The organism is Pseudoxanthomonas sp. PXM04 (assembly GCF_014851695.1).
Taxonomy (GTDB): Bacteria; Pseudomonadota; Gammaproteobacteria; order Xanthomonadales; family Xanthomonadaceae; genus Pseudoxanthomonas_A; species Pseudoxanthomonas_A beigongshangi.
Genome location: NZ_JACVAG010000005.1, coordinates 153,395 through 167,313 on the forward strand (window position 1 = coordinate 153,395; position 13,919 = coordinate 167,313).

General features: G+C 69.4%; 12 protein-coding genes and 1 tRNA gene. 4 read left to right on the forward strand and 9 right to left on the reverse strand.

The features are described from left to right. Nucleotides 1–32: 32 nt before the first annotated feature. Entirely contained in the window at nt 33–1,298 is a 1,266-nt protein-coding gene (gene ispG, locus IB228_RS13555) for a flavodoxin-dependent (E)-4-hydroxy-3-methylbut-2-enyl-diphosphate synthase (protein ID WP_192198876.1), read from the forward strand. Between the two features lie 4 nt (nt 1,299–1,302). Beyond that, nucleotides 1,303–1,986: a phosphatase PAP2 family protein gene (locus IB228_RS13560; protein WP_343205566.1), complete on the forward strand. Its 684-nt coding sequence runs from the start codon at nt 1,303–1,305 to the stop codon at nt 1,984–1,986. Here the strand turns inward: IB228_RS13560 and IB228_RS13565 are convergent. Beyond that, on the reverse strand, nt 1,971–2,321 hold the full coding sequence (locus tag IB228_RS13565; protein ID WP_183637440.1) for a hypothetical protein: 351 nt from the start codon (nt 2,319–2,321) through the stop codon (nt 1,971–1,973). The two genes, IB228_RS13560 and IB228_RS13565, sit on opposite strands and share 16 nt — an antisense overlap. Nucleotides 2,322–2,494: 173 nt before the next feature. Between IB228_RS13565 and IB228_RS13570 the strand changes: the two genes are divergently transcribed. After that, complete coding sequence (locus IB228_RS13570) at nt 2,495–3,481, forward strand: DedA family protein/thiosulfate sulfurtransferase GlpE (RefSeq protein WP_192199011.1); 987 nt, start codon at nt 2,495–2,497, stop codon at nt 3,479–3,481. 108 nt (nt 3,482–3,589) lie between these two features. Here IB228_RS13570 and IB228_RS13575 read toward each other — a convergent pair whose 3' ends face one another. Next, nucleotides 3,590–4,477, reverse strand: coding sequence for a GGDEF domain-containing protein (locus IB228_RS13575; RefSeq protein ID WP_183637438.1), 888 nt, complete (start codon nt 4,475–4,477; stop codon nt 3,590–3,592). 97 nt (nt 4,478–4,574) lie between these two features. Between IB228_RS13575 and IB228_RS13580 the strand changes: the two genes are divergently transcribed. After that, nucleotides 4,575–7,277 carry a serine/threonine-protein kinase gene (locus IB228_RS13580; RefSeq protein ID WP_192198877.1) on the forward strand — a complete coding sequence of 901 codons (2,703 nt, stop codon included), beginning with the start codon at nt 4,575–4,577 and terminating at the stop codon, nt 7,275–7,277. A gap of 39 nt (nt 7,278–7,316) precedes the next feature. Here IB228_RS13580 and IB228_RS13585 read toward each other — a convergent pair whose 3' ends face one another. The 7 genes from IB228_RS13585 to IB228_RS13615 form a co-directional block, all read right to left on the reverse strand. Beyond that, nucleotides 7,317–8,225 carry a DMT family transporter gene (locus IB228_RS13585; protein WP_183637433.1) on the reverse strand — a complete coding sequence of 303 codons (909 nt, stop codon included), beginning with the start codon at nt 8,223–8,225 and terminating at the stop codon, nt 7,317–7,319. Nucleotides 8,226–8,415: 190 nt separating this feature from the next. Further along, the gene (gene murB / locus IB228_RS13590; protein WP_192198878.1) at nt 8,416–9,456 is read right to left on the reverse strand and encodes a UDP-N-acetylmuramate dehydrogenase; all 1,041 of its coding nucleotides are present in this window, start codon (nt 9,454–9,456) and stop codon (nt 8,416–8,418) included. Continuing rightward, nucleotides 9,453–10,508: a quinone-dependent dihydroorotate dehydrogenase gene (locus IB228_RS13595; RefSeq protein WP_183637429.1), complete on the reverse strand. Its 1,056-nt coding sequence runs from the start codon at nt 10,506–10,508 to the stop codon at nt 9,453–9,455. The genes murB and IB228_RS13595 overlap by 4 nt, the downstream gene beginning before the upstream one ends. Before the next feature lie 3 nt (nt 10,509–10,511). Continuing rightward, the gene (locus IB228_RS13600; RefSeq protein ID WP_192198879.1) at nt 10,512–11,282 is read right to left on the reverse strand and encodes a class I SAM-dependent methyltransferase; all 771 of its coding nucleotides are present in this window, start codon (nt 11,280–11,282) and stop codon (nt 10,512–10,514) included. 10 nt (nt 11,283–11,292) lie between these two features. Further along, nucleotides 11,293–11,577 carry a DUF4190 domain-containing protein gene (locus IB228_RS13605; protein WP_141452397.1) on the reverse strand — a complete coding sequence of 95 codons (285 nt, stop codon included), beginning with the start codon at nt 11,575–11,577 and terminating at the stop codon, nt 11,293–11,295. Between the two features lie 25 nt (nt 11,578–11,602). Then, nucleotides 11,603–13,135, reverse strand: a complete 1,533-nt coding sequence (locus tag IB228_RS13610) for an aldehyde dehydrogenase family protein (protein ID WP_192198880.1) — start codon at nt 13,133–13,135, stop codon at nt 11,603–11,605. A gap of 412 nt (nt 13,136–13,547) precedes the next feature. Then, a tRNA-Arg gene (locus IB228_RS13615) sits at nt 13,548–13,624 on the reverse strand. Between the last annotated feature and the right edge of the window lie 295 nt (nt 13,625–13,919).

Here is a 13,919-nt window from a genome sequence, read left to right on the forward strand (position 1 = left end):
CCCGACCCGGTTCCCGGTCTAAAATGGGCGTCATGCACGACGCCGTCAGCCGCCCCACGCCCCCCGCCAACGCCGCCGCCTGGCCCCGCCGCATCACCCATGCCGTCGATATCGGCGGAGTGAAGGTTGGTGGCGGGCAACCGGTGGTGGTGCAGTCGATGACCAACACCGACACCGCCGATATCGCCGGCAGCGTCCGCCAGGTGGCCGAGCTCTGGCGCGCCGGTTCGGAAATGGTCCGGCTGACCGTCAACAATCCCGAATCCGCCGCCGCCATCCCGCGCATCCGCGAGAAGCTGGAGATGATGGGGATTACGGTGCCGCTGATCGGCGATTTCCACTACAACGGCCACCAGTTGCTGGCCGGCGAACCTGCCTGCGCCGAGGCATTGGCCAAGTACCGCATCAATCCGGGCAACGTCGGCTTCGGCAAGAAGAAGGACACCCAGTTCGCCCAGTTGATCGAATTCGCCATCCGCTACGGCAAGCCGGTGCGGATCGGCGCCAACTGGGGATCCCTGGACCAGGCGCTGGCCGCGCAGCTGATGGACGAGAACCACCAGCGCGAGCAGCCTTGGGATGCCGGCCGGGTGCTGCGCGAAGCGCTGATCCGCTCGGCGGTGGATTCGGCCGAGCGCGCGGTGGAGCTGGGCCTGCCGCGTGATCGCATCGTGCTGTCGGCCAAGGTCAGTGGCGTGCAGGAACTGATTGCGGTGTATCGCGACATGTCGCAGCGCTCGGAGTTCGCCCTGCACCTGGGCCTGACCGAAGCCGGCATCGGCAGCAAGGGCATCGTCGCCTCGGCGGCGGCGCTGTCGGTGCTGCTGCAGGAGGGCATCGGCGACACCATCCGCATTTCGCTCACGCCCGAGCCGGGCCAGTCGCGCACGCAGGAAGTGATCGTCGCGCAGGAACTGCTGCAGACCACCGGCCAGCGCGCCTTCACCCCGATGGTCACCGCCTGCCCGGGCTGTGGCCGCACCACGTCGGAGTTCTTCCAGGAACTGGCCAAGGTGGTGCAGAACCATGTGCGCGGCAAGATGCCGGAATGGAAGATCAGCCACCCCGGCGCGGAGAACATGACCCTGGCGGTGATGGGCTGCGTGGTGAACGGTCCCGGCGAATCGCGCCACGCCAACATCGGCATTTCCCTGCCGGGCACCGGCGAGGCCCCGGCCGCGCCGGTGTTCATCGACGGCGAGAAGGCGGTGACCCTGCGCGGCGAGAACATCGCCCAGGAGTTCATCGCCCTGATCGACGGCTACGTCGAACGCAAGTACGCGCGTGGCGCCGTCTGAGGTCCTGGCCCAGGGGCTGAACGCCCTGCTCGAATTGTTGCGCGAGCGCGGCCTGCGGATGCTGCTGCTGTTCGCCGGTGTGCTGGCGCCGCTGTGGCTGTTCGTGGAACTGGCCGACGAAGTCCACGAACTGGAGAACTTCTTCTTCGACGATCCGCTGCTGTGGCGGATGCACGCGCTGGCGTCGCCGGCGCTGGATCGCTTCTTCGTCGGCGTGTCGGCGGCCGGCTACCAGTACGGGGTGATCCCGGTCGACATCGCTATCGTGCTGGGCCTGCTGGCCTGGCGGCGCTGGCGCGAGGCGTTGTTCGCGGCGTCCTCGTTCATCGGTTCGGCGCTGCTGAACCTGGCGACCAAGCAGTTCTTCCAGCGCGACCGGCCGTCGCTGTGGGACTCGATCGCGCCCGAGCACACCTTCAGTTTCCCGAGTGGGCATGCGATGGGGTCGATGACCCTGGCGATGGTGGTGTTCCTGCTGGCCTGGCGCACCCGCTGGCGCTGGCCGGCGGCGCTGGCCGCGCTCGCCTTCGTCCTGCTGGTCGGCCTGTCCCGGGTCTACCTGGGCGTGCATTACCCCTCGGACATCCTGGGTGGCTGGGCCGCGGGCATGGCCTGGGTGGCCGGCCTGTATATCGTGCTGTACCGCAACGGCGGGCCGTGGAAGCGCGTCGCTCAGGCGAACTCGTAGAACTGGAAGCACACCCCCGGCGGCACGATCAGGTGGAACTCGCGCCGGCCCCACGACTTCATTTCCAGTGGCCCGATCTGCGCGGGCAGATCGCGGTACTCCGCGTACAGCGCGTCCAGTCCGGCCACCCCGATGCTGAAGCTGGCGTTGCGCGCCCACAGCGGTTCGTTGTTGCGGACCAGGTGGAAGCCGATGCCGTCGCGTTCGATGCCGGCCATGTCGCCTTCCTGCCAGAGCGCGTGGAAGCCCATTCGGCCGACATAGAAATCCAGCGCTTCGGCCAGGGACGGCCCGGCCGGCACCAAGGGGGTGACGCTCGCGAATCGGCTGGTCATCGGCGCTCCCTCCCTGCTGACCGCCTCCAGACTAGGAGAACCGCTGGTGGCGTCGCAAGCCGGCGGGCGCAGAACGTAACGGATTGTTGCGATCCGCCCGGCTTGTGGTTGTCCGCGCGCGGCGGGAGGATGGCGGCCTGTGCAAATACCGCGTGGCGCGGATGGATACCGATATGCAGGAGCTGGTCGAGCGGTTCGGCGTCGGACTGGTGTTCGTCAACGTGCTGGCGCTGTCGCTGGGCTTGCCGGTGCCGGCGATGCCGACCCTGATCGTGGTGGGGGCGGGCATCGCCCTGCACGCGGATCCGGCGTGGCCGGCGCTGCTTGGCGTGCTCGCGGTCTCCGTCTCGGCCAGCCTGCTGGGCGACGCCGCGTGGTTCTTTGCCGGCCGCCGCTACGGCAACCGCACCCTGCAATCGCTGTGCCGGCTGTCGCTGTCGCGCGACAGTTGCATGAAGCAGACCGAACGCGTCTACGGCCGCTTTGGCATCCGCGTGCTGGCGGTGGCCAAGTTCGTGCCCGGCCTGTCGATGGTCGCGGTGCCGCTGGCCGGTGCGATGCAAGCGGGCCTGCCGCGGTTCCTGCGCTATGACGGGCTGGGCGCGGCGCTGTGGGCGACGGTGGGGCTGGCGCTGGGCGTGATCTTCTCCCGCCAGGTGGAAGGCGTGCTGCTGGCGCTATCGCAACTGGGCGTCGGCGCGCTGGCGCTGGTGGCGGCGGGGCTGGTCCTGTACGTCGGCTATCGCTGGTGGCGCCGGCGCGCGCTGTTCCGGATGCTGGAAGCCGCGCGCATCGAACCGGCCGCGCTGGACGCGCTGGTGCGCGCGGGGCAGGCACCGGCAATCCTGGACATCCGCGCGCCGGGTTTCCGCGATGTGGACCCCTTCATCATTCCCGGCGCGGTCTTCGCCGACGAGCGCAGGCTGGATGACATCGTGGCGACCGTGCCGCGTGATCGCAGGGTTGTCATCTACTGCGCCTGCCCGGACGAGGTGTCCGCGGCCTGGCTGGCCGGCCAGCTGCGCCGGCGCGGCTATCTCGACGCGGTTCCGCTGCGCGGTGGCATCGACGCCTGGCGCGCGGCGGGATTGCCGGTCGCGCCGATCGGCGGCGAGGGGACGTTTGGGATTGGGGATTCGAGATTGGGGATGACGGGATGACGGGACGACGGGATTGGAGATTCGGGATGACGGGACAGGGTAGGAGCGCCGTCCCCGGCGCGAGCTCTTGACCTCGGCGTCCCACGAAAAACCGGTACCCCCGAAAACTCAATACTGGATGCAGACCCGGTTGCGGCCTTCGCTCTTGGCCCGGTACAGCGCGGCGTCGGCCGCGGCCATCATCCGGCTGCAGGTATCGCGGCTGGGCGTGAGCGCGGCGATGCCGATGCTCACGGTGATCGACTGCTCGTCGCCGCCGGGCTTGAACACCGCCTCGGCCACCGCCTGGCGCAGGCGCTCGGCGAAACCGAACGCGGCGTCGCCGTCGCATTCGGGCAGCAGCACCGCGAACTCTTCGCCGCCGATGCGCGCGGCGGCATCGTCGTTGCGCACGTGCCTGCGCAGGATGCCGGCGATCTGGCGCAGCACGTTGTCACCGGAGATGTGCCCGTAGCGGTCGTTGATGGGCTTGAACAGATCGACGTCGATGATGCACATCGCCAGCGGACGCTGGTGGCGCATCGCGCGGGCGATTTCGCGCTCGACCGCCTCGATGAAGTGGCGGCGGTTGTAGAGATCGGTCAGCGCGTCGTGGGTGGCAAGCTGGTAGATCTCCTCGTGGTAGTGCGCCTCGACGCTGGCGTGGCTGATGAACTTCAGGATGCACTCGCCCAGGGTCAGGTGATCGCCATCGGTCAGCGTCGCCTCCTGGATCGGCTGGTCATTGAGGCGGGTGGGATTGGTCGCATCCAGATCGCACACGCGGTACTCGTCGCCTTCGCGCCAGATCCGGCAATGCAGGCGCGACACGCTGCGGTGCGGGATGTGCAGGTCGGCCTCGCGCGAACGCCCGACCACCACCGGCTGCGCGTCGATGTCGGCGCGCCGGCCCAGGCCCTCGCCCTGGATCACCACCACGCAGGCCGAGCGCGAGCCGGACGGACGCGGTCCGTCGCTCAGGATCGTGCGCTGGGTGGTCTCGTGATCGGGCGCCATGCTGCGGCCGCGGGGAGGGAAGGCGTTGAGTGTAGCGGGTCCGCGTGGCGGCTGCCGGCGCTTCCGCTACCATGGCGGCACTCCAGGGGGATGCGCCATGAATCCAGCACCGCCATCGGCGGACCCGGAAGCCACCGAGCTTCTGGCGACGCGCCTGTCCGGGCACATGCCCGCGGACGGCCAGACCTTCGCGCCGGGCGCGCGGCTGGGACGCTATCGGCTTGAGGGCCTGCTCGGACGTGGCGGCATGGGCGAGGTGTACCGGGCCGAACAACTGGAACCGGTGCGCCGGACCGTGGCGCTGAAGCTGTTGCGCGGTCATCGCGTGGAAGCGCGCCATCTGGCCTATTTCGAGATCGAACGGCAACTGCTGGCGCAGATGCGGCATCCGGCCATCGCCCAGATCTACGACGCCGGCGCCACCGACGACGGCGTGCCGTTCTTCGCCATGGAGTTCAGCGAGGGGCGGCCGGTCACCGTGTTCTGCGCGGAGGAGGGACTGGATCTGCGCGAACGGCTGGCATTGTTCATCCGCATCTGCGAAGGCGTCCAGCACGCCCATCACAAGGGCGTGATCCACCGGGATCTGAAACCCGGCAATATCCTGGTCGACCGCATCGACGGTCGCGCCGCGCCCAAGATCATCGACTTCGGCATCGCCACCGCCACCTCGCGCGCGCTGGCCGGCATGCAGGAGCGCGCCGGCACCCCGGACTACATGAGCCCGGAACAGGCCGAGGGCGACCTCGCCACGCTCGATACGCGCAGCGACGTCTACTCGCTGGGCGTGCTGCTGCACGAACTGCTGACCGGCAGCCGACCCGGCGTGCGCGACGGCGGCACCGCCGATGGCGGCGTCCTGCGCCTGCCGTCCGAGCAACTCGCCGCGCAGTCGACCGCGGCCACGCCGGCGGGCGATATCCACCGCCTGCGGCGCGCATTGCGCGAGGAACTGGACTGGGTGGTCGCCAAGGCGATGGCCCATGATCGCAATGCACGCTATGCATCGGTCGCCGAACTGGCCGCGGAACTGCAGCGGTTCCTGGAGGGCGCGCCGCTGGCGGCGGTGCCGCCGACCCGCCGCTACCGCTGGTCGCGCTTCTTCGCCCGCCACCGCACCGCGCTGGTGGCCGCGGCGGTGGTCGGGCTGGCGCTGCTGGGTGGTCTTGCGGTGTCGGTGTATGGCCTGATGCAGGCGCGTGCGCAACGGACGATTGCCGAACAGCGCAGCGCGGAACTGGAGAAGGTGGCCGCGTTCCAGCAATCGATGCTGGAAGGCATCGACATCGAAGCGATGGGGGGCGGCCTGGCCGGCGGCATGCGCGACCAGATCGCCGCAGCCGATCCGTCCGTCCGCGCCTCGCTGGAACAACTGCTGGCCGGGATCAACACCGCCGATCTGGCACGCGGCATGATCGATCGTGATCTGCTGGCCAGCGCCGAGGCCGCCATTGATCGCGACTTCGCCCGGCAACCGGCGCTGGCCGCCAACCTGCGTGAATCGGTCGCACGCGTCTATGCCGCCCTGGGCATGAGTCCGCAGGCCGCGCGGGAATTCGGCAAGGTCGCCGATTACCGCGCCGGCCAGTCCGGCGAAGCCGACCGGACGACGCTGGCCGCTCGCCTGGAGCAGGCCGAAGCGCTGCTCGGCGCGGCCGAGGTGGACGCCGCCGCGGCCATCATCGAACGCGCGCAACCGCTGGCGCGGCCGCTGCCGTTGAACGACCCCACCCGCGCCGGACTGGAGATCGCCCAGGCCAGCCTGCTGTCCGCGCGCGGCGAGCGCGAACGGGCCAAGACCCTGCTGCAGTCGCTGCACGAGCGGTTGGCGAAGCAGGCGGGCGATCGCGATCCCGCGGCGATGGACGCCCTCAACGCGCTGGCCGACATGCAACGCGCGGTCGGCGAGATGGCCGAGGCGCGGGCGAACATGGAAAAGCTGCTGCCGTTGCGGGTGGCGGTGCAGGGCGCCGAACACAAGGACACCCTGGCGGCCACCGGCAATCTGGCGGTGATGCGGATGATCACCGGCGAGAAGGAAGGCGCGGTCAAGTTGCAGCGCGAACTGCTGGCGATACAGACCCGCCGGCTCGGCAACGATCATCCGCTGACGCTGCATGCGCGCGGCACGCTGGCCAGCATGCTGGCGGACTCCAACGCCGCCGACGAAGCGTTGCCGATGATGAAGGCGGTGCTGGCCGGGCGCGAGCGCGTGCTCGGGCCGCTGCACCCGCAGACCATCCGCGCGCGGCTGAACCTGGCCACGACCTACGCGCGGCTGGACGACTACGCCGCCGCGCTGCCGCTGGAGCGGCAGGTGCTGGAGCAGCGGACCCGCTTGTTGGGCGCCAATCATCCGGACACCCTGTCGATCCTGATCAACCATGCCGGCACCCTGCTGCGCGACGGCCATCCGCAGCAGAGCCTGGCGCTGCTGCGCGACGGACTGCCACTGGCGCGCGATGTGCTGGGAATGAAGCACCCACAGGCCCAGCGCGCCTTGCTGATCCGTGGCGATGCGGCGCGCACGCTGGGCGATGCGCCGCTGGCGCTGGCGTCCTATCGCGAAGTGGTCGAGGTCCGCAGTCGCCTGCTCGGGGAACAACACCCGGAAACGCTGCATGCGATCTGGACGCTGGCCACCGCCGAAGCGGGCTTCGGCCACCGCGAACAGGCGCAGGCGCTGCGCCGGCAATACCTGGAGCCGCTGCTGGCGGCCAGCCCCGATACCCTGAGCGAGCCGCTGGCCGCGCTGGCCGATGCGATCCGCGAAGGGCGCCCGCCGACAGGATTCAAGTAAGGCGGGAGAGCATGCGCGTCGCGTCGTCGCGGACGCGCCTCACTCGCCCGGCTTGGCCGCCGAACTGGCCGCCTCGGAGGCGGCCTTGCGCGACAGCACCGCCTCGCGATGGGCGATGTAGGCGTTGGCGCCGAAAATGATCGCCGCGCCCAGCAGGGTCCAGCGATCCAGGCTTTCGTCGAACAGCCACCAGCCGAATACCGCCACGACCGGCAACTGCATGAAGCTGATCGGCGTGAGCGCGGAAACCTCGCCCAGCTTCAGCGCACGGGTCCACAGCATGTGCCCGCCGGTGCCCATCACGCCGGCGGCGATCACCCACAGCCAGGTGATGCCCTGCGGCCATTCCCACACGCTCAGCGCGGGTACCAGCGACATCGGAACCCACAGCAGGGTGGTGTAGAGGACGATGCGATCGGCCGGCTCGGTCTGCGACAACTGCTTGATCTGGATCGCCACTAGCGCGCTCATCACTGCTGCCAGCACCGCAATCATGGCGTCCATGCTGAACTCGGCGGTGCCGGGACGCACGATGATCAGCACGCCCAGGAAACCCAGCACCACCGCGGTCCAGCGGCGGGCGCGGACCTTTTCGTTGAGCATGGCCGCCGCGGCCAGGGTGACGAACAGCGGGGTGGAGTAGGACAGCGACACCGCCTGCGCCAACGGCAGGTGGCCGATGGCCCAGAAGCCGGCCAGCATCGAGCAGATACCGATCACGCAGCGGAACAGGTAGCGCGGGAAATGCTGGGTCTTCAGCAGCCCCGGCCCGTGCTTGACCAGCAGCGGCAGCGCCGCCAGCAGGCCGAAGAAATTGCGGAAGAACGCAATCTCGAAGGTGTGCAGGCTGGCCGAGGCCAGCCGGATCGCGACCACCATCATCGCGAAGAACATCGTGCTGGCCAGCATCAGCGCTGCGGCGCGGAAGTGGACGGGAATGGCGGGCATCAGGCTTCCACGAAGGCGGGGCACGCCGGGCCGAATGCCGGCATGCGCGGGAGAAAACGACGAAGGAAACACAGCCATCGCGCGGCGACGCGGTTTGGACGCCACGCGCGGATCCCGCCCCGCCCTCCGCTCCGCGCGCTCCGGGGGAGCGGGCGGGAACGACGCGGGGCGGGAGCGGTGACGCGCATGGCTACCAGCGCGCTCCGATGATGCGGGGCTCGGGTTCGATGGCGACGCCGAACCGCGTGGCGACCGAGTCGGCGATGCGGCGGGCGAGGGCGAGCAACTGGGCGCCGGTGGCGCCGCCATGGTTGACCAGGACCAGCGCGTGCGAGGCGGCCACGCCGGCATTGCCGTCGCGGTGCCCCTTCCAGCCGCAGGCGTCGATCATCCAGGCGGCGGAAATCTTGCGGGTGTCCGGCGCGTCGCCGCGGAACACCGGCAGGCCAGGATGCGCGGCCTGCAGGGTTTCGGCCAATGCCGCCGGCACGATCGGATTCTTGAAGAAGCTGCCGGCGTTGCCGATCACCACCGGGTCCGGCAGCTTGCGGCTGCGGATCGCGATCACCGCTTCGGCGACGTCGCGCGCATCCGGCCGGGCGATGCCCATCGTCGCCAGTTCCTCGCCGAGGCCGGCGTAGTCCAGCCGCAGCGCAGGCGCGCGCAGCAGGTCCAGCTCCACCGCGGTGACGATGTAGCGGTCCGGCTGGTGCTTGAACACGCTGTCGCGATAACCGAACGCGCAGGCGCTGCGGTCCAGCCGGCGCAGGACGCCTTCGTGGCGATCCCAGGCTTCCACCGCGTGGATGAATTCGCCGACTTCCACGCCATAGGCGCCGATGTTCTGGATCGGCGCGGCGCCGGCGGTGCCGGGAATCAGCGCGAGGTTTTCCAGCCCGCACAGCCCCTGTTGCAGCGACCACATCACCAGCGCGTGCCAGGGCACGCCCGCTTCGGTGCGCACGCGCGCGTGGGTGGCGTCCTGGGACAGCACGCGGGTCGCGGCGGCGGTCAGCGCCAGCACCGGTCCCTCGGCGTCGCCGGCGAACAACAGATTGCTGCCGCCGCCCAGCACCAGCAGGGATGTCTCGGCGATTTCCGGCCGCGCCAGCAGTTCCGGCAGCGCGGCGGTGTCGTCCAGTTCGATCAGCCAGGGCGCGCGCGCTTCCACCCCGAAGGTGTTGCGATTGCGCAGCGAGGCGTCGCGGATCAGGCGCCAGGGAAGACTCATTCCGGCGCCACCGCGCCACGGCTGGGTGCCTCGCGGCGGCGGCGGATGGCATCGACGCACTCGCCGATGAGTTCCGGCCCGCGATAGACCATGCCGGAATAGACCTGCACCAGCGAAGCGCCTGCGGCCATCTTGGCCACCGCATCGGCGCCCGAGAGGATGCCGCCCACGCCAATCAGCGGAATCCGGTCTGGCAGGCGGGTGCGCAGCCGGCGCAGCACCAGCGTCGACTGTCCCATCAGCGGCGCGCCGGACAGGCCGCCGGTCTCGTGGGCCAGCGGATCGTCCTGCACGCTGATGCGCGAGACGGTGGTGTTGGTGGCGATGACGCCGTCCACGCCCAGATCGCCGAGCACGCGTGCCACCGCGTCGATGTCGTCGTCGGACAGGTCCGGCGCGACCTTCACCAGCATCGGCACCCGTCGGCCGTGTTGTGCGGCCAGATCCTCCTGCGCCTCGCGCAGGCTGCCGATCAACTGGCGCAGTGCCTGTTCCTCCTGCAGCTCGCGCAGGCCGGCGGTGTTGGGCGATGAGATGTTGACGGTGATGTAGTCGGCCAGCGGATAGACCCGTTCCAGGCAATACAGGTAGTCCGAGGCGGCGCGTTCGTTGGAGGTGTCCTTGTTCTTGCCGATATTGATGCCGAGCACGCCGCTGCGGCGGCGGATCCGCTCGATATTGCGCACCAGCGCGTCGACGCCTTCGTTGTTGAAACCCAGCCGGTTGATCACCGCCTGGTGCGCGGGCAGCCGGAACATGCGCGGTTTCGGGTTGCCCGGCTGCGGGCGCGGCGTGACCGTGCCCACCTCTACGAAGCCAAAGCCCAGCCCGAACAGCGCCTCGACGTGGGCGCCGTTCTTGTCCAGGCCGGCGGCCAGGCCGACCGGGTTGGGGAAGGTCAGCCCCAGCAGCTTGGTCGGCAACGGCTGCGGCGGCCGTGCCAGCAGCGGGATCGTGCCGGTCCGGTAAGCCGTCTCGATGGCCTTCAGTCCGAGGCCGTGGGCGCGTTCGGCGTCAAAGCCGAACAGGAAGGGGCGAGCGAGTTTGTACATGGATCAGTGCAGGGTGCCCACGAACACACGGGTCAGGTAGTCGAAGTGGATCATGCCCTGTTCGGCGTGCGTATCGAATACCCGGTGCAATTCCGCCCGCATCGGCTCGTGCCGGGGATCCCCGGGCGGGGGTGTGGAGGAGGAGGAGCGCAGGCGGCCGTACAGGGCGTCGAAATCCAGCGGCTGGGCGTGCGGGAAGCGCGCCATCGCGCGGAAACCCGGCCCGAACCAGGCCTGCATGGCGTCGTCGTCGGGGTGGCGTTCGGCAACCCGCGCATAGTCCTCGCCGTGGGCGTGCAGCAGGGCCTCGTAGTCGCGCAGGAACGGCGAGGCGTCGGGGAGGCGGCTGTTCCAGAACACGCAGGCCAGGCCGTCCGGGCGCAGGATGCGCGCCCATTCGCGGCGGGTCGCATCCGGTTCGAACCAATGGAAGGCCTGGGCGCTGGATACCAGATCGATGCTGGCCGGCTCCAGTCCGGTAGCCTCGGCGCTGCCGTCGGTCGTGCCCAGGCCGGGCTCGCCGGCCAGATCCGCCACCAGCGCCTCGCGCATGGCGGCATTGGGTTCCACCGCGATCACCGGGTGGCCGCGCCGTAGCCAGGCGCGGGTGGCGATACCGGTGCCGGCGCCGATGTCTGCAACCCGCGCGCCGGGTGGCACGCCCTGTTCGCGGTGCAGCCAGTCGAACAGGGCGTCCGGGTAGCCGGGCCGGTAGCGGACATAGTCCGCGACCCGGTTGCTGAAGCGTAGTGCGCTGTCGCCGGCGCCGGTCACCGGGCCCGGCTCACTGGCTCAGCGTGCCCAGCCACACCAGGCCGCCGAAGAACAGCACGAACACCAGGATGCCGATGATCCACAGGACGACCGACAGCCAGCCCAGGATCAGCCCGGCCACCGCGAACCCGTCGCCGTCCAGGCGCTGCGGCTCGCGACGGATTTCGGCCCGCGCCATGTGGCCGGTGATGATCGCGCCGATGCTGCCCAGGAAGGGCAGCAGGCTCCAGCCGAGGATGCCGGCGATCAAGCTGATGATGGCCAGGGTGCTGGTCTGGCGGGCGGGTGCGTTCATCGGCGTCCTTTTCCTTTCTCGGGGCTCAGAGGTCGAACTTTATACCCTGCGCCAGCGGCAGCGAGTCGGAATAGTTGATGGTGTTGGTCTGGCGGCGCATGTAGACCTTCCACGCATCCGAACCGGATTCGCGGCCGCCGCCGGTTTCCTTCTCGCCGCCGAACGCGCCGCCGATCTCGGCGCCGCTGGTGCCGATGTTGACGTTGGCGATGCCGCAGTCCGAGCCGGCCGCCGACAGGAACTGCTCGGCCGCCTTCAGGTTCTGGGTGAAGATCGACGAGGACAGGCCCTGCGGCACGCCGTTCTGCATGTCGATGGCCTCGTCCAGGGTCTTGTACTTCATCACGTACAGGATCGGCGCGAAGGTCTCGTGCTGGACCACCTCGTCGGAGTTCTTCAGGCCGGTGACGATGGTCGGCAGGACGAAGTTGCCGGGGCGATCGATCGCGGTGCCGCCGGTCTCGACCTTGCCGCCGCTGGCCTTGGCCTTCTCGACCGAAGCGAGGAACTGCTGCACCGCGCCCTGGCTGTTGAGCGGTCCCATCAGGTTGGCCGGATCGGTCGGATCGCCGATCTTGCCCTCGACCTGCTTGTAGGCCTTGATGAGGGTGGACAGCACGGTGTCGTAGATGGATTCATGCACGATCAGGCGGCGGGTGGTGGTGCAGCGCTGGCCGGCGGTGCCGACCGCGCCGAACACGATGCCCGGGATCGCCAGCTTCAGGTCGGCGGTTTCGTCCAGGATGATCGCGTTGTTGCCGCCCAGTTCCAGCAGGCTGCGGCCCATGCGGCGGGCCACGCGCTCGCCGACGGTGCGGCCGACCTGGGTCGAACCGGTGAAGCTGATCAGCGGGATGCGCTTGTCGTCGACGAACTGCTGGGCCAGCTCGATGCCGGCGTCGTTGATCAGGAAGAAGATGTCCGGGAAGCCGCCGGCCTTCAGCGCGTCATTGCAGATCTTCATCGACGCGATCGCGGTCAGCGGGGTCTTGTTGGACGGCTTCCAGATGCATACGTCGCCGCAGATCGCGGCCAGGAACGAGTTCCACGACCACACCGCGACCGGGAAGTTGAACGCGCTGATGATGCCGACCAGGCCCAGCGGCTGGTACTGCTCGTACATCCGGTGGCCCGGGCGCTCGGAGTGCATGGTGTAGCCGTACAGCATGCGGCTCTGGCCGACCGCGAAGTCGGCGATGTCGATCATTTCCTGCACTTCGCCATCGCCTTCGGGCTTGCTCTTGCCCATTTCCAGCGCGACCAGCGAGCCCAGCGCGTCCTTGTGCTTGCGCAGCGCCTCGCCGCACAGGCGCACGGCTTCGCCGCGGCGCGGGGCCGGGGTGGTGCGCCAGACCTTGAAGGCTTCCTGCGCGCGCGCGACCACGGTCTCGTAGTCGGCCTGGCTGCTGGCATGGACCTCGGCAATCACCTCGTTGGTGGTCGGATTGATCGACTGCAACAGGCCGGCGTCGGTGGTCGTCGACCACTCGCCGCGGCCCAGGTAGGTGCCGGAGTTGGTCTTGCCAAGGCCGAGTGCCTTGAGGATGTCTGCGGGCATGGAGCGCTCCAGAAAAGATTCGAAAAAGGCGCGGCGCGACCTGCGCCGGCGGGCCGCCGATTTTAGCAGAGCGATCCCGTCGGCCCGCCTGGATCCGGGCCTTCCGTGGATGTGCTGAGCGGCTTGTTCGATTCGCCGAGTCCGCGGGCTTCCGGCAACCCGGATTTCGGCGATTCGCCGAGCGTGACGGCGCATCGATGGTGTCGCGATGCGGACCGGTGGCGCATGGCGGAGCGGCTACCTCGCCCCGGACCCGGCATGACCCGCCAGGATCGATGTCCTCGCGGCGGTGGCATCGAGTGGGGTGGCGGAAGGGGTTTCCTGCCCGTGGGCGCCGTGACCGCGCGAACTGCCGGCATCGCTGCGGCTCGCCCCGGCAGGGCCGGAAGGGCGCCGCTAAGTGCTTGAAAGATGGCGGCCCCGGCGCGATTCGAACGCACGACCTTCCCCTTAGGAGGGGGACGCTCTATCCAGCTGAGCTACGGGGCCATGGCCGGCATTCTCGCATGAAGGGGCGGATGGGGCGACCGGCCCCGGCATGGCGTGGCCGCGCCGCGCCGGCGGGCATTTCAGAAATGACGCCCAGCTTCGTCTCAATGCCGAGCGACTCCCCGACGGGAGGAGATGGGACGCACGCCGGGCACGGCCATCCGTGTCGTGGATGTCCGGATGTCATTTCTTCCTCATCCGGTGTCGCGACGTTTCCTCGCGCGAATGCGAAGTGCGGGAGCGGCTTTTCCGCCTCGCAGCGAACGAAAATTCGCTGCGAGGCGAAGTCGTGCCT